General features: G+C 67.3%; 14 protein-coding genes. 6 read left to right on the top strand and 8 right to left on the bottom strand.

The window, feature by feature from the left end:
- The first annotated feature begins 46 nt into the window (after positions 1-46).
- Positions 47-2,323 carry a family 20 glycosylhydrolase gene (locus ACZ6YI_RS15955; protein WP_465779524.1) on the top strand — a complete coding sequence of 759 codons (2,277 nt, stop codon included), beginning with the start codon at positions 47-49 and terminating at the stop codon, positions 2,321-2,323.
- A gap of 80 nt (positions 2,324-2,403) precedes the next feature.
- On the opposite strand, the gene ACZ6YI_RS15950 is transcribed toward ACZ6YI_RS15955, so the two are convergent.
- Positions 2,404-6,675, bottom strand: coding sequence for a DEAD/DEAH box helicase (locus ACZ6YI_RS15950; RefSeq protein ID WP_465779523.1), 4,272 nt, complete (start codon positions 6,673-6,675; stop codon positions 2,404-2,406).
- A 148-nt stretch (positions 6,676-6,823) separates the two neighbouring features.
- On the opposite strand from ACZ6YI_RS15950, the gene ACZ6YI_RS15945 reads away from it, so the two are divergent.
- Both ACZ6YI_RS15945 and ACZ6YI_RS15940 read left to right on the top strand, forming a co-directional pair.
- Positions 6,824-9,034, top strand: a complete 2,211-nt coding sequence (locus ACZ6YI_RS15945; protein ID WP_465779522.1) for a glycoside hydrolase family 3 C-terminal domain-containing protein — start codon at positions 6,824-6,826, stop codon at positions 9,032-9,034.
- Positions 9,035-9,157: 123 nt separating this feature from the next.
- Positions 9,158-9,928, top strand: coding sequence for a transporter (locus tag ACZ6YI_RS15940; protein ID WP_465779521.1), 771 nt, complete (start codon positions 9,158-9,160; stop codon positions 9,926-9,928).
- 3 nt (positions 9,929-9,931) lie between these two features.
- On the opposite strand, the gene ACZ6YI_RS15935 is transcribed toward ACZ6YI_RS15940, so the two are convergent.
- The 3 genes from ACZ6YI_RS15935 to mprF all read right to left on the bottom strand — a co-directional run bounded on the left by ACZ6YI_RS15935 (position 9,932) and on the right by mprF (position 14,106).
- On the bottom strand, positions 9,932-10,093 hold the full coding sequence (locus ACZ6YI_RS15935; protein WP_465779520.1) for a hypothetical protein: 162 nt from the start codon (positions 10,091-10,093) through the stop codon (positions 9,932-9,934).
- A 606-nt stretch (positions 10,094-10,699) separates the two neighbouring features.
- The gene (locus tag ACZ6YI_RS15930; RefSeq protein ID WP_465779519.1) at positions 10,700-11,500 is read right to left on the bottom strand and encodes an AcvB/VirJ family lysyl-phosphatidylglycerol hydrolase; all 801 of its coding nucleotides are present in this window, start codon (positions 11,498-11,500) and stop codon (positions 10,700-10,702) included.
- Positions 11,497-14,106, bottom strand: coding sequence for a bifunctional lysylphosphatidylglycerol flippase/synthetase MprF (gene mprF, locus ACZ6YI_RS15925; RefSeq protein WP_465779518.1), 2,610 nt, complete (start codon positions 14,104-14,106; stop codon positions 11,497-11,499). The genes ACZ6YI_RS15930 and mprF overlap by 4 nt, the downstream gene beginning before the upstream one ends.
- A 206-nt stretch (positions 14,107-14,312) precedes the next feature.
- Here mprF and ACZ6YI_RS15920 point away from each other — a divergent pair, with 206 nt between their 5' ends.
- Complete coding sequence (locus tag ACZ6YI_RS15920) at positions 14,313-16,238, top strand: LTA synthase family protein (RefSeq protein WP_465779517.1); 1,926 nt, start codon at positions 14,313-14,315, stop codon at positions 16,236-16,238.
- Between the two features lie 87 nt (positions 16,239-16,325).
- Here the strand turns inward: ACZ6YI_RS15920 and ACZ6YI_RS15915 are convergent, their stop codons facing one another.
- Complete coding sequence (locus ACZ6YI_RS15915; RefSeq protein ID WP_440328652.1) at positions 16,326-17,027, bottom strand: pirin family protein; 702 nt, start codon at positions 17,025-17,027, stop codon at positions 16,326-16,328.
- A 132-nt stretch (positions 17,028-17,159) separates the two neighbouring features.
- Entirely contained in the window at positions 17,160-17,573 is a 414-nt protein-coding gene (locus ACZ6YI_RS15910) for a hypothetical protein (RefSeq protein WP_465779516.1), read from the bottom strand.
- 178 nt (positions 17,574-17,751) lie between these two features.
- Here ACZ6YI_RS15910 and ACZ6YI_RS15905 point away from each other — a divergent pair, with 178 nt between their 5' ends.
- Positions 17,752-18,759: an LLM class flavin-dependent oxidoreductase gene (locus ACZ6YI_RS15905; RefSeq protein ID WP_465779515.1), complete on the top strand. Its 1,008-nt coding sequence runs from the start codon at positions 17,752-17,754 to the stop codon at positions 18,757-18,759.
- Positions 18,756-19,190 (top strand): putative toxin-antitoxin system toxin component, PIN family, encoded by a 435-nt coding sequence (locus ACZ6YI_RS15900; protein ID WP_465779514.1) that lies wholly within the window; start codon positions 18,756-18,758, stop codon positions 19,188-19,190. The genes ACZ6YI_RS15905 and ACZ6YI_RS15900 overlap by 4 nt, the downstream gene beginning before the upstream one ends.
- A 2-nt stretch (positions 19,191-19,192) precedes the next feature.
- Here ACZ6YI_RS15900 and ACZ6YI_RS15895 read toward each other — a convergent pair whose 3' ends face one another.
- The gene (locus ACZ6YI_RS15895; protein ID WP_465779513.1) at positions 19,193-19,858 is read right to left on the bottom strand and encodes a DUF6348 family protein; all 666 of its coding nucleotides are present in this window, start codon (positions 19,856-19,858) and stop codon (positions 19,193-19,195) included.
- A 33-nt stretch (positions 19,859-19,891) separates the two neighbouring features.
- Positions 19,892-20,707, bottom strand: a complete 816-nt coding sequence (locus ACZ6YI_RS15890) for a DUF72 domain-containing protein (protein WP_465779512.1) — start codon at positions 20,705-20,707, stop codon at positions 19,892-19,894.
- Positions 20,708-20,774 lie beyond the last annotated feature (67 nt).

Raw genomic sequence — 20,774 nt, 5'->3', positions numbered from 1 at the left:
TTACGGACACAATCGACCCCTCGCGTTAAACCCGATGGAGTCCTCGATGCGCCGTATCCTCCTCCTCGCCATGGCCACGGGCCTTGCCGCCTGTGCCAGCCAGCCGAGGCAGAACACCGCCCCCGTCGATACGACGCCGCTTTCCCTGATACCGATGCCCGCCCAGCTGGCCCGCGTGCCGGGCCACTTCCGCATCGATGCCTCCACGAAGATCGCCACCGCGGCCGGGGATACCCAGGCGAAGAAGGTGGCCGGGCAGCTGCAGGGCTGGCTGCGCCAGGCGCGCGGCGTCACCCTGCCGATCGTCGAGGGCAAGCCGGGCTCGGGCACCATCTGGCTGCACACCGAAGCCTCGGTGAAGGGCATCGAGGCGTATATGCTCGATGTGGACGACAAGGGCGTGCGCATCGCCGCCAACGATGAAACCGGCCTGTTCTATGGCGCGGTGACCCTGTGGCAACTCGTCACTGACCCTGCCGCGCAGAACGGCGTGCCCGGCGTGCACATCGTGGACAAGCCGCGCTTCGAATGGCGCGGCCTCATGCTCGACTCCAGCCGCCACTTCCAGTCGGTGAGCGAGATCGAACACCTGCTCGACCAGATGGCGATGCACAAGCTCAATACCTTCCACTGGCACCTCACCGATGACCAGGGCTGGCGCCTGCAGATCGACAAGTACCCGAAGCTCACCGAAGTGGCCTCGTGCCGCAAGCCGGTGGGTCCGGATATCGCCCTGACCGGTGGTGCGGACAAGCCCTATTGCGGCTTCTACACCAAGGAAGAAGCGAAGCAGATCGTGGCCTATGCCGCGGAGCGCCACATCACGGTGGTGCCGGAGATCGAGATGCCGGGCCACGCCCAGGCTGCGGTCGCCGCCTATCCGCAGTTCGGGGCGGGCAAGAAGCACACGGTCTCGGGCGACTGGGGCGTCAACACCGCGCTGTTCAACGTCGACGATGGCACCTTTACCTTCCTCGAGGATGTGCTCGACGAAGTGATGGAGGTGTTCCCGTCCACGTACATCCATGTGGGTGGCGACGAGGCGGCCAAGGACGAGTGGGAGCACTCGCCCAAGGTGCAGGCGAAGATGAAGTCGTTGGGCATCGACGATGAAGAGAAGATGCAGGGCTGGTTCGTGGCCCGCATCGGCGACTACCTGGAGCAGCACCACCGCCGCCTGATCGGCTGGGATGAGATCCTCGACGGCAAGGTGCCGGCCAGCGCCACCGTCATGTCGTGGCGTGGGACGAAGGGCGCGATCAAGGCCGCCAACGCCGGCCATGACGTGGTGATGGCGCCCTCGCCGAACCTGTACATGGATTACCTGCAGTCCACCTTGCCGGACGAGCCGGCCGGGCGGCCGATCATCCAGTCGCTCGAGAGCGTCTACATGTTCGAGCCGGTGCCCCCGGGTATCCCGGCTGACAAGGCCAGCCACGTGCTCGGCGAGCAGCTCACGCTGTTCACGGAGTACCAGCCGAACTGGCAGCGCGTGCAGCATGCGCTGTTCCCGCGCGTCGCCGCGGTCGCGGAGCGCACGTGGAGCCCGATCCCGGACTGGAACGGCTTCCTCACCCGCCTGCCCGCGCAGTTCTCGCGCTACCGCGCCGCCGGCATCATGCCGGCCGACAGCGCGTTCGCCGTGGCGATCGATGCGCAGGCCGCCGGCAGCGACAAGGCCACCGTTACCCTCGCCAGCCAGACCGGCTTCGGCAAGATCCGTTACTCCACCGACGGCACGCCGCCGACCGCGCAGTCGCCGGAATACACCGCGCCGTTCGAGGTGACGCTGCCGACGACCGTGCAGGCGATCACCTTCGTCAACGGGTTCGGCGTATCGGGCCCGCGTGCGTCCACCATCGATGCGAAGTCACTGCTGCGCCGTAGCAGCGACCAGCTCGCCACCTGCAACGACAGGCTGCCCATCCGCATCGAATCGCCCGTGCTCGTCGATGGCGTCCGCCCGGTCTACAAGGTGGACATCATGGATACGTGCTGGATGTGGAAGGGCGTGAAGCTGGACGGCCGCTATGGCGTCGCGATCAGCGTGAACCGTCTCCCGTACAACTACGCGCTGTGGAAGGACGCCGCGAACGTCGTCTCGCGCAAGGCGAAGTCGCGCGATGGCGAGATCGAGATCCACCAGGACACCTGCGACGGCCCGAAGCTGACCACGATCCCGCTGGCGAAGGCCAAGGGCGGCCCGGCCACCATCGACGGCATCCTGCCGAAGCGCGAAGGCACGCATGACCTGTGCATCGTGATCACCGGCAAGCCGGGGCCGGCGACGATGTGGGCTATCGGGGACGTGCAGCTCCGCTAACAGCATCGCGCGCAAGCGCGCTCCCACAAGGCAGCCGTAGCCTTTGTAGCTCTTGTGGGAGCGCGCTTGCGCGCGATCGGTCAGGCGGGAACGCGCATATCGGCACGCCGCTGCAGCGCACCGCGTGCCTCGCGCTCTTCCTCCGGCGATACCTCGCCGATGACCACGAACTTCCCCGCCACCATCGCTGCCAGCGGCAGGCCGTCGCGGATGGCGATGCGGTTACCGATGTTCGCCGGCACCTTCGTTCCGGCGACGATCCCGCCGACCAGGTTCAACGGATCGGTCGCGGCGATGCATACGATCTCGCCATCGTGTTCGCGGTGGCGGATCTGGCGTAGCGCCGGCAAGGCCTCGGGCAAGGCGAACTGCTCACCAACCAGCCCGTCGACAAAACGCCCGCCGCGGATTTCGCCTCGTGCCTCCAGCCGGTGATAGACCCGGCGCAGGTCACGCCACGCAGGCAACCACGCGGCCTCGCGTTCCAGGATGCGCCAGCTCACGACGCCGTAGCGGCGCAGCAGGGTGCGCGCGATGTGTTCCATCCCGTCGGCGTCATTGCGTTCCTCGCGCGAACGGCGCGCCAGCGACCAGCGGCCCGCATCCTCAATGCCGCTGAGCATGCTTCGCCGCGTGCGCCGTGCCCGGCCGCTGTTCCGTTTGGACGAAGGCAGGAGCAAGGCACGCAGGCCGGCGAAGCTGTCCGCGGTAACGCGGCCGGCTGCCACCAGTTCGCCCAGCGCATCCTCGAGCTCCGTGCGCAGCAGGCGGGTGATCGAGGCCAGTTCGTCGAAGAACAACGCGCCCTCATCGCGCAGGGCTTCCTCCACGGCTTCCGCGCGCGACGAGAGCTTCAGTTCATCCGATGCCGCGGGCGCAGCGGCCGACCACACCGGCAACTGGCGGCGCGGCAGCAGCACGATCGGCGTGGCCCGCACCGGACCGCCGGTTCCCGTACCGAGGCGCAGCCGGCTCCAGACCGTGCGACCGGCACGGCAGAGGTCATCCAGCCAGCCGATGCTGTAATCGCTGACGCGCGAGGGCAGCAGTTCCGATTCCCACGCGCCGGCCGCCGCCTCATAGCCTTCGAGCTGGCCGATGACGCCCGCCAGCGCGTCGGGTCCCGACACCTGCGTCGCCCGGGTTACGTGCTGCCAGTCGAGCAGGAAGCGCAGGAAGTCGCGCGGTGCCACCGGCTCGATCTCGCGGCGCAGGCGGCCGATGGTGTAACGGTGGATGCGCGCCAGCAGATGGCGTTCACACCATTCGGTTTCGGTGGCGCCCGGCGAGAACGGGCCGCGCATGACATACCCTTCGCTCTCCAGCGCAGCGAGCGCCAGCGCGATATCCATGGGATCCACGCCGAGGCCAGGCGCAAGGCTGCGCTCCTCGACCACGCCCAGGCCTCCAAGCCGGCCGCGCACGATATCGACCAGCGCGGCTTCGCGCGTCCACGCCTGGGCGGCGTACTCCGCAGGCGCGGCGATCGCGGGTTGCATCGCCGCGTCGGCGTGGACTGCATGCCACGCAGGCAGACGCTCGGCCGCTACCCATATCGACATGCCGCCTGCGGAGAACAGCGTCGCGCGCGCGTCCTTCGCCAGCGCCTGCAGCAGCTGCGCCCAGCCGTTGTCGCGCACTTCGTCCAGCGTGACCCCGCCGAGCAGCATCAGCGCTTCGTGCATTTCATCGGCACTGCGCGCTTCAGGCCAGGCTTCCTCGCGCACGGAGGCGATCGCATCCAGGTCCAGCCGGCCGAGGTCGTCGGCACTCTCGGCCTCGTTCCAGCGACGCGACTGCACCGCCTGCGTGCGCCGTTCCTCCAGTGGTGCATCGTCGAGGAACGCGTAAGGCGCGGCGCTCAGCACCTCCGCCGCCAGCGGCGACGGCGTGGCGAGATCACGCGCCACGACGCGGATACTGCCGCCCTCCATGCCACGCAGCACCGCGAGCCAGCCTTCGGTGTCCATGGCTTCGTGCAGGCAGTCATCGAGCGTCTGGTTCACCAGTGGATGATCCGGTACCTCGCGTTCGCCCACGATGTTTTCCTGGCAGGCGACCTGGTCGGGAAACACGGTGGCGAGCAGGTCCTCGCTCTTCATGCGCTGCAGCTGCGGTGCGACCTTCTTGCCACCGGTGAAGCGCGGCAGGGCCAGCGCGGTCGTGGCGTTCCAGCGCCAGCGCACGCCGAACAGCGGCGCATCGAGCAGGGCCTGCACGAGCACGTGCTCGGCACTCGCGGAATGCAGGTAACGCGAGACTTCTTCCAGCGGGAAGCTGTGGCTGGTGGAGAGCGAAAGGATGATCGCGTCTTCGGTGGCGGCGGCCTGCAGTTCGAAGTTGAACTTGCGGCAGAAGCGCTTGCGTAGCGCCAGGCCCCACGCCTTGTTGATCCGGCTCCCGAACGGCGTGTGGATGATCAGCTGCGTACCACCGGATTCATCGAAGAAGCGCTCCATGACCAGCGTATCGCGCGTCGGCAATGCACCGAGTGCCGCACGGGCGCGGAACAGGTAATCGACGATCTGCTCGGCGGCGGGCTTTGCCATGCCCAACTCGGCCATGAGCCAGGCCAGGCCGGCTTCACGCCCGCCCAGGTCGAACTGCTCCGCGATCTCGGTACGCAACCGAGCCACGCCGATCGAAAGCTCATCGGTGCGCCCCGGTGCCTCGCCCAGCCAGAACGGGATGTTCGGCGGCGCGCCTTGCGCGTCTTCCACGCGCAGGCGGCCCATTTCGACACGCAGGATCCGGTAGGAGCGGTTGCCGAGCTGGAACACGTCACCGGCGAGGCTTTCGATCGCGAAGTCCTCGTTCACCGTACCCACGATGGTGGACTGCGGCTCGAGCAGCACGTTGTAGTCGCCGGTCTCGGGAATGGTGCCGCCCGAAGTGACCGCGGTGAGCCGCGCGCCACGCCGTTCGCGCAGGCGCTTGTTCACCGCATCGCGGTGGATGTACGAGCCGCGCGGACCGACGCGCGTGCTGAAGCCATCGGCCAGCATGCGGACGACTTCATCGAAGGTCTCGCGCTTGAGCTCGCGGAATGGATAGGCGCGACGGATCAGGTCGAACAGCGCGTCCTCATCCCACTCCTGGCAGGCCACTTCGGCGACGATCTGCTGGGCCAGTACGTCGAGCGGCTGGTGCGGCATGATCAGCGCATCGAGTTCGCCACGGCGCACGCAATCGAGCAGCGCCGCGCATTCGACGAGGTCATCGCGCGAGGTCGGGAACAGCCGCGCTTTCGGTGTCCCGCCCACGGCGTGGCCGGCGCGACCGGCGCGCTGCAGGAACGCGGCGATCGAGCGCGGCGATGCGATCTGGCAGACCAGGTCCACGTCACCGATATCGATGCCGAGCTCGAGCGACGCGGTGGCGACCAGCGCGCGCAACGAGCCCGCCTTCAGGCGCTGCTCGGCGTCGAGCCGCTGTTCACGCGAAAGGCTGCCGTGGTGGGCGGTGACCGCATCGGTGCCCAGGCGCTCGGAGAGGTGGCGTGACACGCGCTCGGCCATGCGCCGCGTGTTCACGAACACCAGCGTCGTGCGGTGCTGCTCGATCAGGTTGCCGAGCCGGTTGTAGACCAGCTCCCACATGTCGTTCGACATCACCGCCTCGAGCGGCACCGGTGGCACCTCCAGCGCGAGGTCGCGCTTCCGGGCGTGGCCGATGTCGACGATGGCGCAGTCGTCGTCGCCGGTGAGGAACGCCGCCACCTTCTCGATCGGCTTCTGCGTGGCCGACAGGCCGATGCGCACGAGCCGGCGCTGCGCGAGTCCTTCCAGCCGCTCCAGCGAAACCGCCATGTGGCTGCCGCGCTTGCTGGCGGCCACGGCATGGATCTCGTCCACGATGACTTCGCGGATGTTGCGCAACATGGCCCGGCCCGACTCGGAGCCGAGCAGCACGTAAAGCGATTCCGGCGTGGTGACCAGGATGTGCGGCGGCCGCTTGCGCATGCGCTCGCGATCCGCCGACGGGGTATCGCCCGTGCGCACCGCCGTGCGGATCTCGACATCCGGCAGGCCCTGCTTGCGCAGCTCCTCGCGGATGCCGGCCAGCGGTGCCTCCAGGTTGATGCGGATGTCGTTCGACAGCGCCTTCAGCGGCGAGACGTAAAGGATCGTGGTGCGGTCGCGCAGGCCGCCTTCCTCCACGCCCTCGCGTACCAGCATGTCGATGGCCGAGAGGAAAGCGGTGAGTGTCTTGCCCGAGCCGGTCGGCGCGGCGACCAGCGTATGCCGGCCCGAACGGATCGCCGGCCACGCCGCGACCTGCGCCTCCGTGGGCGCAGGGAAGGTGGCTTCGAACCAGGCGGACACGGCGGGATGGAAAGCGCTGAGTGGCATTGACGTTTGTGAATTCATTCAATGACATAGATGGGGGCGAAAGCCGCCATCGACAAGCCTCGAGGGTACACCCGCGGCGTCTCGCGGGTTGCGATGTAAGCGTTACTGGACCATCGTGAGGCGTTTGTTCAATCCTGGATGCCTCATCATGGTCGATACCGTCCGCCGCACCGCCTTCGCCCTCGCCATCACCGCCGGGCTCGCCGGCACCGCCAGCGCCGCCACATCCCCGGCCCACCCCTGGATGGATCGCTCGCTTTCCGCGGACAAGCGCGCCGAGCTGCTGGTGGCGGCCATGACGGACGATGAGAAATTCCGCCTCATCCGCACCGACTTCGGCATGAAGAGCGACAAGCACCCGCAGCCAGAAGGCGCGCTGGGTAACGCGGGCTTCATTCCCGCGATGCCGCGCCTGGGCCTCCCGGCCATCCAGGAGACGGATGCCGGTCTCGGCGTCACCAAGCCCGGTGTCGATAACAAGGGCGCCATCTCACTGCCGGCCAGCCTTGCCGCCGCCGCCAGCTTCGATCCCGCCGTGGCCCACGCCGGTGGCCGGATGATCGGCGGCGAAGCACGCGCCAAGGGCTACAACGTGCTGCTCTCCGGTGGCACGAACCTGCTGCGTGACCCGCGCAACGGCCGTAACTTCGAGTACGCGGGCGAGGACCCGGTGCTCGCCGGCACCATCGTCGGCGCCACGATCAAGGGCGTGCAGGAACGCCAGGTGGTCGCGACCATCAAGCACTTCGCGGCCAACGACGTGGAATCGGGCCGCAACACGATCAGCTCGCAGATCGACCCGGTCGCGCTGCGCGAGTCGGACCTGCTGGCCTTCGAGATCGGCATCGCCCATGGCGACCCGGGCTCGGTCATGTCGGCCTATAACAAGGTCAACGGCACCTACGCGGGTGAGCACGACTGGCTGCTCAACCAGGTGCTGAAGAAGGAGTGGGGCTTCAAGGGCTGGGTGATGTCCGACTGGGGCGGTGCGCACAGCGGCGCCAAGGCCGCGAACGCAGGCCTGGACCAGGAATCGGCGGGCGAAGTGTTCGATGCGGAGGTTTTCTTCGACAAGCCGCTGCGCGAGGCCGTCGCGAAGGGTGAAGTCAGCAAGGCCCGCCTGGACGACATGGCGAAGCGGATCCTGCGCAGCTTCTTCGTCCATGGCGTGCTGGATAACCCGGTGCCGGTGAAGGCCACGACGGTGCCTTACGAGGCCGATCGCGTGGTCGCACGCAGCGCCCTGGAAGCGGGCGCCGTGCTCCTGCGCAACGAAGGCTCGCTGCTGCCGCTGGCGAAGGGCAAGTCGGTCGCCGTCATCGGTGGCCATGCGGACAAGGGCGTGATGGCCGGTGGTGGTTCGTCGGCGGTCACCGACGTCAACGGCAATCCGCTGCAGGGCGCCGAGCCCACGTCGTGGCCCGGCCCGCTCGTGTTCCACCCGTCGGCGCCGCTCACCTTCATCGGCAAGCGCGCGAGCAAGGTCACGTTCGATGCGGGCACCGACCCGGTGGCCGCCGCGAAAGCTGCGGCGGGCGCGGATGTCGCCGTGGTGTTCGTCACCAAGTGGGCGGCCGAGTCGTTCGATGCGCCGGATCTTTCGCTGCCGGATAACCAGGACGCCGTGGTCGCTGCCGTGGCCAAGGCCAACCCGCACACCGTCGTGGTGCTCGAGACCAATGGCGCGGTGGCGATGCCCTGGCTCGACCAGGTCGGCGCCGTGATGCAGGCGTGGTACCCGGGCTCGGGCGGTGGCGATGCGATTACCCGCCTGCTCTACGGCGATGTCGCGCCGAGCGGCCGCCTGCCGCTGTCGTGGCCGAAGGACGATTCGCAGCTGGTCCGCGCCACGATCCAGGGCGCCGGCCTGAACAGCAAGGAGAAGCCGGCCGACACCATCGACTACAACATCGAAGGCGCGGACGTCGGTTACCGCTGGTTCGAGAAGACGAAGCGCCAGCCGCTGTTCGCGTTCGGCTATGGCCTCACCTATACCTCGTTCGACTACAGCGGTTTCGAAGTCGGCAAGGACAAGCAGGGCCGCGCCGTCGCCCACGTGACGGTGAAGAACACCGGCAAGACCGCCGGTGCCGATGTGCCCCAGGTCTACGCCACGGGCCCGTCGGGCGGTACGCGCCGCCTTGCCGGCTGGACCAAGGTGATGCTGAAGCCCGGCGACAGCCGCCGCGTCGATATCCCGCTGGAGCCGCTGGCGCTCGCCCGCTGGGACGACGCCGGCAAGCGCTGGCACATCGCCGCGGGCACCTACCAGCTGAAGCTCGGCCGCTCCGCGGAAGACTTCGCCGGCGACGCGAAGCTCGACCTGCCCGAAAGCTTCCCGGTAGTAAAAGCCCCCTGATGTTGTGGGAGCGAGCTTGCGAGCGATGCTCTTCCGCGGACCCTCGTTCGCAAGCTCACTCCCACAGCCCATAAGTCGGGCCTTCGCATCCACGCGACATCGGCGCTTGTCACAATGCGCCGCATGAACCTGCGCCCTGCCCTCGCCGCCTTCCTGCTCCTCACGCCAACGATTGCGCTGGCCGACCCGCCCGACTTCGACCGCCCCGGTGCGGGCTTCGCCACCAGCGTCCTGCCAGCGGGCACGGTCGCACTCGAGCAGGGCCTGCCCAGCTACGAACGCCAGCGCGCGGACGGCTTCCTCGACCGCACGTACACCGCCGATTCCGTCCTGCGCATCGGCACCGGCGGCCCGATCGAATTCCAGCTCGGCGGCTCGGCCTGGAATCGCCTCGAGGAACGTGGGCAGGGCTCACGCCGCCACGCAACGGGCCACGGCGATACCAGCGTCGCCATGAAATACGCGCCCGCCGGCTCCAATGCGGACGGCGCATTCACCTGGGCCGCGCTCGGCGAAGTCACCTTCGCGAACGGCGACGAAGATTTCGGCAACGGCGCGAAACAGTACAGCCTGGGCACCACCATGCAGTGGAAGCCGAGCGATACGCAGCAGAACACCCTGTACGCGAACCTCGATCGCCTGAAGGGCCGTAACACGTGGACACTGGCGCCCACCTTCGGCCGCAAGATCGGTGATAACTGGATGGCGTACGTCGAAGCCGACGCGATCCACGATGCGGATGACGGCAACGAACTCCAGGCAGGCGGCGGCGTCGCCTATGACATCGGCGACCACCTGCAGCTCGACGCATATGCCCTGCACCGCATAGCCGGCCACGGCCCATCCGTCATCGCAGGCCTGGGCGTCTCCGTGTTCTTCGGCCATGCCCAGTAGCGACTAGCGGTTACCCCTGCGCATCGCGCGAAACAGCAGGAAGGTAAGCACCAGCCCGATAGCCAGCCCGGCGACCGCGCCGTAGACGGCACCGGTTTTCTCGCCAGCGATCCAGCCGATGCCGCAGCCGAGCAAGAGGAATATCGGAAGAGGAAGGCAACCCATGCCTTCAGTGTAGCGGCGGACGCCGCGAGTACCCCGTCAAGACATGGCCCTCGCGCTCACGCGGAGGGCCATGGTGACCGTCCCTGGGTCTGGTGGCATTTGCCACCTACACGCGGCCCGGTCTGGCCGGCGCGGCGCTATCGCCGATGAAGGGGGGGATCGATCCTGGCGCTAGGGACGGACGGCATCCTGCCGTCGGATCGGTCATCGGCGACGCGCTAAGTCTTACCCACGGCACGGCGCGCGGGATATAGGAGGATTCTTAAAAATAGGCCCGATTTGCTTCTGGCCGCACCGAAGCACGCCTGCCGTTCAGGCAGGCGTCGGCGAGTCGCGACGCGGGCGTGCCGGACGCGGCTGGGGATGGGTGGTCGGGCGAGGGGCGGGCCGGGCCTGCTGGGGGACCGGCACGCCACGACTGGCCAGCGAGCGAAGCGCTGCGCAATCAGCCGTTCCGTAGTCGCGTTTACCCGGTTCTCTCTGCATGGCTCGTCTCCTGCTCTTCCCGCCCGGACGCTCAGGTTGAGCGTCCGAAGCGAAAATTCCGGTGGCACGCAGGTGAATTTTCAGTGACAGAAATCCACCCGCGAATCCGGCAGGAGCGCGTTAAGGCCGCGTGGAGACGTTGGCGGGCAACACCCGTGGGGGCATGCGCGAAATCAGCTCGGTGGCCAGCTGTTCGTAGTTTTCATCAAAGTGATGGGAACCGGGCTTTTTGTACACCGTGACGAACGACGGCAACTTCGGATCCGTGCAGCCGCTGTCGTCAGCATCTTCCGCGCCGTAATAGCAGGCCACCGGCGGCTTGCCCGCCAGGGCCGCGATGGGCGGCATGGCGTCGGAATGGACGACCGGGTTCAGCCACTGCAGCAGGCTATGCGTGGCCGTGGTCCACCAGCCCTGGTGCATGTAGCCCTCGAGCTCGATCTCGAAATTCACGTCGCGGCTGGCCGAGAGCAGTACCAGCTGGCTCAGGCGGCCGCGGTTGTCCACGCGCATCTGGTCCACCAGCGTGGGCAGCACGTCGGCACCGAACGAATAGCCCACCAGCAGCACGCGGGTCTTGCCCCACTGCTTCGTGTACTTGTCGATCAGCCGGTCCAGGTCGTGGGCGGATTCCTGCGGTGCCCGGTAGCGCCAGAAGTACTTGAACGTGCTGAGGCCCACCACGGGCACGCCGCGCTGGGTGAACACCGCGCCGAGCCGCTGGTCGAGATCCCACCAGCCGCCGTCGCCGGAATAGATGATTACCATCAGGTCTTCCTCGCCCGCGGGCGGCGCCTTCAGGGCAGGCAGCTCCACGGTGGCGCTTTCGAGCGAGGCGCGTGTCCACGGGTGCCAGCCGAGGAACGCTACGACGAGCAGGACAACGAAGGCGATGCCGGTAAAACGAAGAACCTTCCTCACCGGCGCACCACTCCGCCCAGGCCGCCGGAAATAAGGCTGGCGACGTTGGCCAGGGCCAGCGGCAGGGCGATGCCGCCGGGCACCGCGATATAGCGCGGCTCCCACTCGGGATCGAACTTGTCCTTGTAGCGGTGCAGGCCGCGGAAGTTGTAGAAGCGCTCGCCGCGGCCGAACACCATGGCGCCGAAACGGCTCCACAGCGGCGCGGTGCGGCGGTTCTGCAACCCCGAGAGCGGGGCCATGCCCAGGTTGAACCAGCGATAGCCGTTGGCTTTCGCCCACGTCATCAGTTCGATGAACAGGAAATCCATGATGCCGGCAGGGCCTTCGGGCAGGTGGCGCATGAGGTCGACGGAAGCTTCTTCCTTCGACTCGGTAAGGAACATGTTGGCGAAGGCGACCAACTCGTCGCCCTGCCAGATCACCGCCATGGGCGTGCGCGACAGGTAGCGTTCGTCCCACAGGCCGAGCGAGAAGCGCTTCTCGCGGACCTTCTTGTCGCGCATCCATGCGTCGGAGATCAGTTTAAGCCGTGGCAGGTACGCGGGCACGGCTTCGGTCGGGATGATCTCCAGGCGCAGGCCATCGCGGGAGAGCTTGTTCACCGTGCCGCGCAGGGTCTTCTTGGATTTGCCATCCAGGTTGAAGGTCTCCAGGCGAACCCGCGCCTCCTCACCGATCTTCAGCAGGTTCATGCCGACTTCGAGGTAGAGGTCAAGGTCCTCCGGGCGCACCTGGTAGAACAGCGGCCAGCCGCCAGCGCGCTCGCACTCCTCGCGGAAGCTCCAGACCAGCTCGCGCCGCGCATCCTCGTCTTCGCCGACCGGGTCGCCCATGGCCACCCAGCTGCGCCCTTCGATGTCGTACATGATGAAGGCGCGATCTTCCGGCGCGAACATCAGGGTCTTGTCGGCCACCAGGGCCAGGTGCGCCTGCGCGGAGCTGAACTGCTTCAGCAGCGGCATGGCGCGGGCGAGTTCGGTCTCGCTCGGGCGCGTGCGCCGCGGCCGCGCCGGCCGGATCAGGTTGGCCAGAGCGAACAGCATGACGACCGCGGCGGCGCCCACGAGGGCACGCAGGGCACGCGGCGCCCCGCCGTGGCGGAAGCTGAACTCCCACCACAGGTTGTTGCTGTATTCGACGTGCTTGAAGCTGAAGAACACCAGCCAGGTCGCGCAGGCGAACACTGCGGCGATGGCCAGCACCCAGCCCGGCGAGAAGGTGGCGCGGAACAGCGACGCGCGGCGGTAGAAATGCCGGTGGGCTGGCGCCAGGGCCAATGCCAGCAGGGTCAGCAGCGTGGCCTCTTCGTAATCGATGCCCTTCAGCATCGACAGCACGGCGCCGAGCACGAGGAAGACGAGGGTCAGCCAGTACGCCGCATCGAGCCGGCGCTGCAGGCCGCGCGCCAGGATGAGCAGCAGCATGCCCACGACGCTGGAAAGGAAGTGCGAGACCTCGACCAGCGGCAGGGGCACGAATCCGCGCAGGAGCTCCATGCGCCCGGGGATCGCGAGGGTCGCACCGGAAAAGAGCAGCACCGCGCCGCAGACCAGGGTGAGACCCGCAAAGAACGGTGGGAGCAGGCTGGCGAACCAGGGGGTGATCAGGGCGGCCTGGCGCAAGGCCCGCAACTCGCGGATGACCACCATGAGCGTGGCGGCGCAAAGCGGCAGCAGGTAGTAGACCGCCCGATACGCGGCCAGCGAACCCAGGATCGGCGCTTCGAGCCCGTGGTTACCGGTCGCGCCGAACCCGGCGAGCATTACCGCTTCGAACACACCAAGGCCACCCGGCACGTGGCTGATCAGGCCGGCCATCTGCGCGAGCACGAAGATGGCGAGGAAATGCCCGAATCCGCCGACGATGGCTTCGGGCATCAGGACATAGAGCACGCCGGCGGCGAGGCCCCAGTCCAGGGCACCGATCAGGATCTGGCGCGCCGCGATGGCGGGCGTCGGTGCATTGATGGCCCAGCGCCACACCCGGATCGGGCGGCGCACGAACAGGGCGATCGCCATCCACGCCAGCGGCACGGCGGCGAGCACGATGGCCAGCGGGATGCGCAGCCCCGAAAGCGGCACCTCGGGCGGGATCGGCACGAACAGCAGGGTCGCGCCGGTCAGGGCGGCGAGGCCCAGCCAGAAGCTGAGCGTCGTATAGAGCACGACCCGGGCGATCTCACCGGTGGTCAGGCCGGCCTGGATATAGAAGCGGTAGCGGATCGAGCCGGAAACCAGCAGTGACATGCCCAGCGCATTGGAGAACGCGTAGCTGATGAACGAGATGAAGCCAACCCGCTTCGGCGGCAGCCGCTTGCCGACACTGGCCAGGCCGAACCAGTCGTACAGGGTCATCACGGCGAAGCCTGCGGCCGTCAGCAGCACCGCCAGGCCGATATCGGCATTGGGCAGGCCATGGACGTAGCTGCCGATCTGCCGGTAGCTGACCTCGCTGGCCATGAGGTGCAGGGCCCACAGGGCCAGGCACAGCAGGGCCACGGATAGCAGCGGGCCACCCACCCTGCGCAGCAGGGTGGCATATAGCGCGCGCTTGCCCGGGGAAGGTTGGTTCGGCGGCAGCTCCGTGCTCGATGCGTGCTCCACGGTGCCGCGGCTCCACTCTGGCTCGTAAGGTCGTGTAGGGTGCCACAGAGCGCGCCCCGGCGGCAGGGAGCAAGTTCCTGCCGTGGTTGCGGATACCGCGGGCGAAAGCTGGCGCTAAGGTTGGGGAAAGGGGCTCGTAAGCGCGGCTTCTTACGCTTTTGCGACATGGCTGGCGCCCCCGCTGGCCGGTTCCATCGCGAGGCACCATGCAATCTGCTCCCCAGGCGCTGCGCCAGCGCTTCAGGCCCCTGGCCTGGTACGGCGTACTGTTCATCGCCGTGGCCTTCGTGGTCCGCCTGATCCTCCTGATCAAAACCGGCAAGGATATCCCGCACTCCGTGGGCTCGTGGCTGTACGTCTTCGGCGTGGGCCTGGGTTACGACCTGGTCACCTTCATCTATATGGCCTGGCCCCTGTTGCTGGTCCTGTGGCTCCTGCCGCGTCGCGCGGCCATGTCCAGGTGGGGCCGACGGATCTTCCTGGGCTTCGCCTGGGTGCTCGCCTTCGCCACGCTGTTCGTGGCGGTGGCCGAACTGGTCTTCTGGGGTGAGTTCAGCGCGCGCTTCAACTTCATCGCCGTGGACTACCTGGTCTATACGCACGAGGTCGTGGGCAACATCCAGCAGTCGTACCCGATCGGCACCTGGATCACCCTGATCGCGTTGCTCGCGGTCGTTATCGTCTGGTTGAGCCGGCGCAAGCTCGCACTCGGCGACGATGGCTCGCGCTTCGCCGGACGCAGTGCGGTCGTGCTCGGCTGGCTGGTCGCGACCGTGGCCGTGAGCTTTGGCGTGGACGCGGGCATGAAGGACGGGCAGCGCAACCAGTACATGAACGAGCTGGCCGGCGATGGTACCTACCAGTTCTTCGCGGCCTTCCGCGATAACGAGCTCGACTACGCGAAGTACTACCCGTCGCTGCCGAAGGACCAGGCGTTCGGTGAACTGCGCACGCTGCTGAAAACCCCGGATGCGACGTTCACGTCCACCGACCCGATGGATATCACCCGGCGCATCGAGAACGCCGGTCCGGAAAAGAAGCTCAACGTCGTGCTGATCAGCGTCGAAAGCCTGTCCGGCGATTACGTCGAGGGCTTGTCGGTCAGCCAGCACAAGCACCTGATGCCGAACCTCGATGCGCTGGCGTCGAAGAGCCTGTTCTTCAGCAACCTCTATGCGAACGGCACCCGTACCGTTCGCGGCCTCGAAGCGCTGTCGCTTTCCGTGCCGCCGACGCCGGGCGAATCCATCGTGAAGCGTCCCGATAACGAAGGCCTGTGGTCGCTCGCGGACGTGTTCAACGAGAAGGGCTACAAGTCGGAGTTCGTCTACGGTGGCTACGGCTACTTCGACAACATGAACCACTTCTTCGCGAGCAACGGGTACGAAGCCGTCGACCGCAACGCGATCGCCGACAAGGATATCCATGCGGAGAACGTGTGGGGTGTGGCGGACGAGGATCTGTTCACCCTGGTCATGAAGCGCATGGACGACGCCTATGCGAAGGGCAAGCCGTACTTCGGCCACGTGATGACCACGTCCAACCACCGGCCGTTTACCTTCCCGGCCGGCCGCGTGTCGTTGCCGCAGGGTTCGCGTCGCGCCGCCGTACAGTACACCGACTGGGCGATCGCCGATTTCCTGAAGCGCGCCGCAAGCAAGCCGTGGTTCGATGACACGATCTTCGTGATCACCGCCGACCATTGCGCGACGAGCGCCGGCAAGACCAGCCTGCCGATCGACCGATACCACATCCCGCTGTACATCTATTCGCCGAAGCACGTGGCGCCGGGCCGGGTCGATCGCCTGATGAGCCAGATCGATATCCCGCCGACGCTGCTGGGCATGCTCAACTTCAGCTATACCTCGCGCTTCTACGGCTACGACCTGTTCAAGCTGGAGCCGGGCCGCGAGCGCGCGTTCCTCAGCACCTACCAGGAACTTGGCTACCTGCACGGCGGCATGATGGCCTCGCTGGTACCGCGCCAGCCGGTGAAGGAAATGCTGCCGCAGGAAACCACCGGCGATGCGACGCCGGTGGCGACCTACGACGACAAGAACGCGAACGACGCGATCACGTACTACCAGACCGCGGCGTACCTGTTCACGAATGGGCTGATGAAGCGCAAGTAGTTGCCTAAGCCATTGTGGGAGCGCGCTTGCGCGCGATGGGTGCCTGCCGCAACCCCATCGCGCGCGAGCGCGCTCCCACAGTTTCAGTTACGCAGCGGTATCGACCAGCACCAGCTCCGCGTCTTCCTTCGCGGTGATGCGCAGCACGCGCTCATCGCGGATGGCGGCGCCGTCGCCCTTGCCGAGCGTTTCGCCGTTGACCTCGACGCTGCCGGCGGCCGGCACCATGTAGGCGAAGCGACCCTCGCCGATCGTGTACTCGGCGGTCTCGCCGGCCTTCAGGCTGGCGCCGAGCACGCGGGCATCGGTGCGGATCGGCAGGGCATCCGTGTCGCCTTCGATACCGCTGGCCAGGGTCACGAACTGGCCCGAGCGCTCACCCTTGGGGAACGGGCGGGTGCCCCACGACGGTGCCTTGCGTTCGCCATCCGGGATGATCCAGATCTGGAAGATCCGGGTGGTGCCCGGCTCGGCGTTGTACTCGGCGTGGCGGATGCCGGTGCCGGCGCTCATCACCTGGACGTCGCCCGCCTCGGTGCGGCCCTTGTTACCCAGGCTGTCCTCGTGGGTGATCGCACCCTCGCGAACGTAGGTGATGATCTCCATGTCCGAATGCGGGTGCGCCGGGAAGCCGGTGCCCGCGGCGATGGTGTCATCGTTCCACACGCGGAGCGCGCCCCAGCCCATCCGCTTCGGGTCGTGGTACGAGGCGAACGAGAAATGATGCTTCGCATCGAGCCAGCCATGGTTGGCGCCACCAAGGGTGTTGAAACGGCGGATGTCGATCATGTCGTGCTCCCCCGGGGTTAACCGGACTGGTTGAGTGGATGGCGCTATTTTCCGCCTCAAAGCTGTCGCGCGGAGCATCGGTGGGCCGAACGGATTGTTTCCTGTGGCGATCAACGCAGCAGGCCATGTCGCTCATGGTTTGATTTCGCGAACGACCTTCACCGCCGGACACCACGCGTTGCCATGGATGCGCGCACCCATGGCGACACGTCGCGCGAGCTCGCCGGGCGCATGCGTGGAGCACCTCGCGACCAGGGTGTCGATCGGCAGCAAACGATGGCGCTCGGTGTAGAAAGGCCACGCCGGGCTCCAGGCCGATGGCCGCTGGACGATACGGCTGGCGAGACGCGCGGGTTGCCCGGCGAGCATGGCCTTGGCGAACGCATTGGCGCGCGCCGTTTCACTGATCCGTACGATGATTTCCGGCTGGTCAGGCGCCTCCAGAGAGCGAACGGCAAAGAACCGGTCGACCTGCATGGGATCGGCCCGCGCCGCCAGCGGCAGTGCAAGCAGGCATGCGGCGACATAGCGAAGGTGCGGCTTCATGGGACCTCCATCCGTGGGGTGAGGCGCAGGAAACCATGTGGCGGGGCGCCGGTAAATCGGGCCTGGCCTGAGGCCGCATCGGGGGTCGCCTGACGACGGCGGGCGCAGCGGCGGTTGCCTTTGGCCGAACGCCGCCCATATGAAAGGGATCGGTGCCGAACACCCCCAGGATTGCCCCATGATTCCGTTTTCCGTCCTCGACCTTGCCCCCGTCCCGCGCGGGTCCACGCCCGGCGATACGCTGCGCCACTCGCGCGATCTCGCCATCCACGCCGAACGGCTCGGTTTCCACCGCTACTGGCTGGCCGAGCACCACAACATGACCGGCATCGCCAGCGCCGCCACGGCGGTGGTCATCGGCTATATCGCCGAGGCGACGAAGACGATCCGCGTGGGCTCCGGCGGCATCATGCTGCCCAACCACGCACCGCTGGTCATCGCTGAGCAGTTCGGCACGCTGGCCTCGCTGTACCCGGGCCGCATCGACCTCGGCCTGGGCCGCGCGCCGGGCACCGACTACGCAACGGCACGCGCGCTGCGCCGCGCCCTCGGTTCCAGCGACGACCGCTTCCCGGATGACGTGGTGGAGCTGCAGCACTACCTGGGGCCGTTGCAGCCGGGCCAGACCGTGCGTGCCGTCCCCGGCATCGATACGAAGGTGCCGCTGTGGCTGCTCGGCTCGAGCCTGTTCAGCGCACGCCTTTCGGCCGAACTTGGCCTGCCGTTCGCGTTCGCCTCGCATTTCGCGCCCGACCTGATGATGCAGGCGCTCGACGTCTACCGGACGATGTTCCGCCCGTCCGAGGTGTCGGCGAAGCCGTACGCGATGCTTGGCATCAATGTCGTTGCCGCGGATACGGACCAGGAAGCGAACCGCCTGTTCACCTCGCAGCAGCAGGCGTTCTGGAACCTGCGCCGTGGCGCGCCGGGCCAGTTGCCGCCACCCGTGAACAGCATGGAAGGCATCTGGACGCCGATGGAAAAGGCCCAGGTGGACCATGCGCTTTCCTGCGCCGTCGTCGGCTCGCCGGATACGGTGCGCGAGGGCCTTGCGGCGTTCATCGATCGCACCCAGGCCGATGAGCTGATCATCACCGCGCAGGTCTTCGACCACGAGGCGCGCAAGCATTCGTACACGCTGGTCGCCGAACAGCACGCGAAGCTCGCTACGGAAGCCGCTGCATGACGGTGCGGGTCGTCCTCGACACCAATGTGTGCCTGGACGCCTTCGTCTTCTGCGACCCGCGAGCCGCGACCCTGGTCGCGGCGATCGAAGCGGGTGAGGTGGAAGCCGTGACGCGCGACGATTGCCGTGCGGAATGGCTGGCGGTGCTGGACTACCCGACGCTCAGGCTCGATGCGGCGCGTCGCACCGCCGCCGTTTCACGCTTCGATGCGCTGGTGCGCGTGCTCCCGCCGCTCGCTTGCGAGAAGAAGCCGCCGCGCTGCAAGGACCCCGACGACCAGAAGTTCCTGGAGCTCGCTGCCGCGTCGCGCGCGTCCATCGTGTTCTCGCGCGACGCGGAAGTGCTCCGGCTGGGCCGGCGCACCAAGCGCGAAGGCCTGTTCGACATCATGCGCCCCGAGGAATGGCCCGCGTTCCGCGACGCGGATTGACCTCAATCCGCGGGCACCAAAGCGATGAAATTGCGCAGGCTGTAGTAGCGCTCGTGCTGCGGCCAGTCGACCGAGCCGATGGCCTTGTGCCCTGCGGCCCACGGCTCGTTGTCGAGCAGCACCTCGACCTGGGTCTTGCCGTCGCCGACGTTGCCGTAGAACACGCGGATCCAGTGGATGTCCTCGGTGAGCGGTGCCGTGGCGATGGCCGCCTCGAGCGCTGACAACCCGTCTTCGGGAATCTCCATCGGCGCATCGCTTTCACCACGCAGGGTGAAATCGCCGATGTACGCCGTGAAGCGATGGCCGCCGGCGCTGAGCTCGCGCACGACAAGCTTCTTCGGGTTCACCACGTGCCAGCACGCGGCGAGCACCACGTGGAAATCGTTCCGGGCGAAGGTATCCAGCGCGTCGCGCACGCCGACCTTGCCGGCACCGATACCGCCGAAGCTTTCCTCGATGGTGCGGTCTTCGTCGAGCACGATATCGACATCAAGGCGGCCCATGCCGCCGTCCTTGCCGTCGTGCCAGATGCCGCGGATCGCCGGGTAATCGCCGTCGTCCGAGCCATCGTCGTCCGCGGTGAGCAGCCAGTCTTCGTCAGGCACGAGGCCCACGTCGTTCGCGGCGAAGAGGTCGATCAGGCTGTTCTGAATCAGTCGGTCCATGGGGCTTCCGCTTGGGGATATCGGGTAGGTGGATTATGCGACGCCAGCGGCACTGGCGAGCGCCATCGCCGCGGCCGGGTTGCGTTCTTTTGCCGCCGAGATGAAATACACGAAGGCATCCCGCGGCTTGCCCCTGGGCAGGGGCTGGTCCACGTGCGGCAGGCCGGCGGGATCCTCGCCGCGGGTCCAGGCCGCGGTCAGCGTCGCGATGTCTTGAAGCGCCTTGGCCGTGTAGCCGGTCTTCCGGTTGGCCTGGCTGCGCATGAGCCGCGCATAGACGAAGGGGCCGGTGAGGTCGGCCAGGTTCGGGTAGTCGGGTGAATCCGTGTACACGGTGGCGACCCCGCGCTCGCGGGCCAGTTCGACCCAGCGCGGGTCGAGGAAACTCTCGTGACGCACTTCCACGGCATGCCGCAGGGCCACGCCGTCCACCTTCTCCGGCAGCAGGTCGAGGAAGGCGGCGATGTCGTCAGGGTCGAAACGCCGCGTGGGAAGGAACTGCCAGAGCAGCGGGCCCAGGCGATCACCGAGGTTTACGGCACCCTCGATAAAGCGCCCTACCCGCTCAGCGGTGGTGGCAAGCAGCTTGGTCTGCACGATGTGGCGTGGCGCCTTCACCGAAAACACGAAGCCGTCTGGCACGGTCTCCGCCCACTGCCGGTAGATGTCCGGGGCGGGCGCGCGATAGTACGTACCGTTGATCTCGATGCTGCCGACCTGCTGGCCGGCGTATTCAAGCTCGCGCTTCTGCGGCAGGCCGTCGGGATAGAACACGCCGCGCCAGGGCGCGAAGGTCCAGCCGCCCATGCCGGTGCGCAGGGTGCCTCGTGGGTCGGATTTCTTGGCCATGCTCATTCCATCCTCTCAGGAACGCAGTGGAGGGCACGTCGTTGCATGCCCCACCCGGGCGGATCGG

It is taken from the genome of Luteibacter sp. NPDC104163, assembly GCF_055584245.1.
Note: the sequence above shows the minus strand (reverse complement) of the source record. Positions and strands in the feature narration are given on the sequence as shown.

Coding starts and splice junctions, on each gene's coding strand:
- ACZ6YI_RS15910 (WP_465779516.1), bottom strand. CDS start 17,573: ATGAAGCCGCACCTTCGCTATGTCGCCGCATGCCTGCTTGCACTGCCG.
- ACZ6YI_RS15905 (WP_465779515.1), top strand. CDS start 17,752: ATGATTCCGTTTTCCGTCCTCGACCTTGCCCCCGTCCCGCGCGGGTCC.
- ACZ6YI_RS15900 (WP_465779514.1), top strand. CDS start 18,756: ATGACGGTGCGGGTCGTCCTCGACACCAATGTGTGCCTGGACGCCTTC.
- ACZ6YI_RS15890 (WP_465779512.1), bottom strand. CDS start 20,707: ATGGCCAAGAAATCCGACCCACGAGGCACCCTGCGCACCGGCATGGGC.
- ACZ6YI_RS15920 (WP_465779517.1), top strand. CDS start 14,313: ATGCAATCTGCTCCCCAGGCGCTGCGCCAGCGCTTCAGGCCCCTGGCC.
- ACZ6YI_RS15940 (WP_465779521.1), top strand. CDS start 9,158: ATGAACCTGCGCCCTGCCCTCGCCGCCTTCCTGCTCCTCACGCCAACG.
- ACZ6YI_RS15955 (WP_465779524.1), top strand. CDS start 47: ATGCGCCGTATCCTCCTCCTCGCCATGGCCACGGGCCTTGCCGCCTGT.
- ACZ6YI_RS15895 (WP_465779513.1), bottom strand. CDS start 19,858: ATGGACCGACTGATTCAGAACAGCCTGATCGACCTCTTCGCCGCGAAC.
- ACZ6YI_RS15915 (WP_440328652.1), bottom strand. CDS start 17,027: ATGATCGACATCCGCCGTTTCAACACCCTTGGTGGCGCCAACCATGGC.
- ACZ6YI_RS15945 (WP_465779522.1), top strand. CDS start 6,824: ATGGTCGATACCGTCCGCCGCACCGCCTTCGCCCTCGCCATCACCGCC.
- ACZ6YI_RS15950 (WP_465779523.1), bottom strand. CDS start 6,675: ATGCCACTCAGCGCTTTCCATCCCGCCGTGTCCGCCTGGTTCGAAGCC.
- ACZ6YI_RS15935 (WP_465779520.1), bottom strand. CDS start 10,093: ATGGGTTGCCTTCCTCTTCCGATATTCCTCTTGCTCGGCTGCGGCATC.